The 1,129-nt window shown below is 67.1% G+C and carries 1 protein-coding gene; it reads right to left on the bottom strand.

Annotation, left to right across the window (positions count from 1 at the left end):
• The coding region (locus ACGFWI_RS39030; RefSeq protein ID WP_393910805.1) for an NB-ARC domain-containing protein at positions 1-1,105 on the bottom strand (1,105 nt) is incomplete at its 3' end.
• Between the last annotated feature and the right edge of the window lie 24 nt (positions 1,106-1,129).

The following is a 1,129-nucleotide window of genomic DNA, read 5'->3' as shown; positions in this document are numbered from 1 at the left end:
TGTCGAGGAGGCGCATGTCGATGAGCGGTTCCAGCAGGTCAGCGGGGTGCGGTGTGCGGTCGTCGATGAGGGCGGCACCCAGCCAGCTCGGAATCACTGCTCCTTCGGCCAGGCTGAGCAGGCACAACAGGCGACGGTCGGCCGCCGCCAGACCGTCATAGCTGAGCGAAAGACTTGCCCGGATCGACAACTCGCCGTGCGCCAGCTCGTCCAACCGGCGGTGCTCGTTCTCAAGCCGGTGCCACATGGAGGTCAGTGACCAGTGCGGGCGCGCTGCCAGACGCGCGCCGATGATACGCAGCGCGAGCGGCAGCCCACCCACCAAGCCTATGAGGACCCGCGCTGCCTCCCGCTCGCTCTCCACACGGTGCTCTCCAATGATCCGCCCCAGAAGCTGGATGGCCTGTTCCTGGCTCAGCGGCTCCAAGTCGAACCGGCGTGTGCCCGGCAACGCCGTGAGCAGACCGCGGCTGGTGACCAGCACGCCACTGCCGCCGGATCCGGGAAGAAGCGCCGTCACCTGCGACTCGCTCACCGCGTCGTCCAGCAACACCAGGATCCGGCGACCGGCCAGCAGACTGCGATACATCTCCGCGCGCTCATCAAGCGCATCGGGGATGGCCTCGCCAGGTATGCCCAGCGCTCGGAGGAATCGTCCCAATGCCTGAGCCGGATCCACCGGTTGTCCGCCAGGCCCTCGCAGGTCGCAGTAGAGCTGTCCGTCCGGGAAGTACTCGGTTGCCAGTCGGTGCGCCACGTGCCTGGCCAAGGTGCTCTTGCCGACACCAGGCCTGCCAAGCACCAGGACCGCGTTCAGTTGCCCCATTTCCTGGCCCTCAGTGACGGCGTCGCAGACCGCTGAGACGATCGTGTCGTCGGCTACGAAATCGCCGATGTCGGCGGGCAGTTGCCGAGGTGTGACGACCGGGTCGGGATCGGCACCACGCTCTTGCACCGCCTCAGAGAGCGGCGTCGCCACGAGAGAACGTGGTTCGGCCGACTCGACCGGTTCGGCCAGTGCCAGGTCAGCGTCGTCGGTCAGGATTGCCTGCGCCAGGTCGCGTAGTTCCCTTCCTGGGTCCAGGCCCAGTTCTTCGGTGAGCATCGCGCGGCCCTGGTGGTAGGTATC

The sequence above is a fragment of the Streptomyces sp. NPDC048434 genome, assembly GCF_043200375.1.
In the GTDB taxonomy this organism is placed as follows: domain Bacteria; phylum Actinomycetota; class Actinomycetes; order Streptomycetales; family Streptomycetaceae; genus Streptomyces.
The sequence above is the reverse complement of the archived record's forward strand: the minus strand, read 5'-3'. Positions and strand labels throughout refer to the sequence as shown.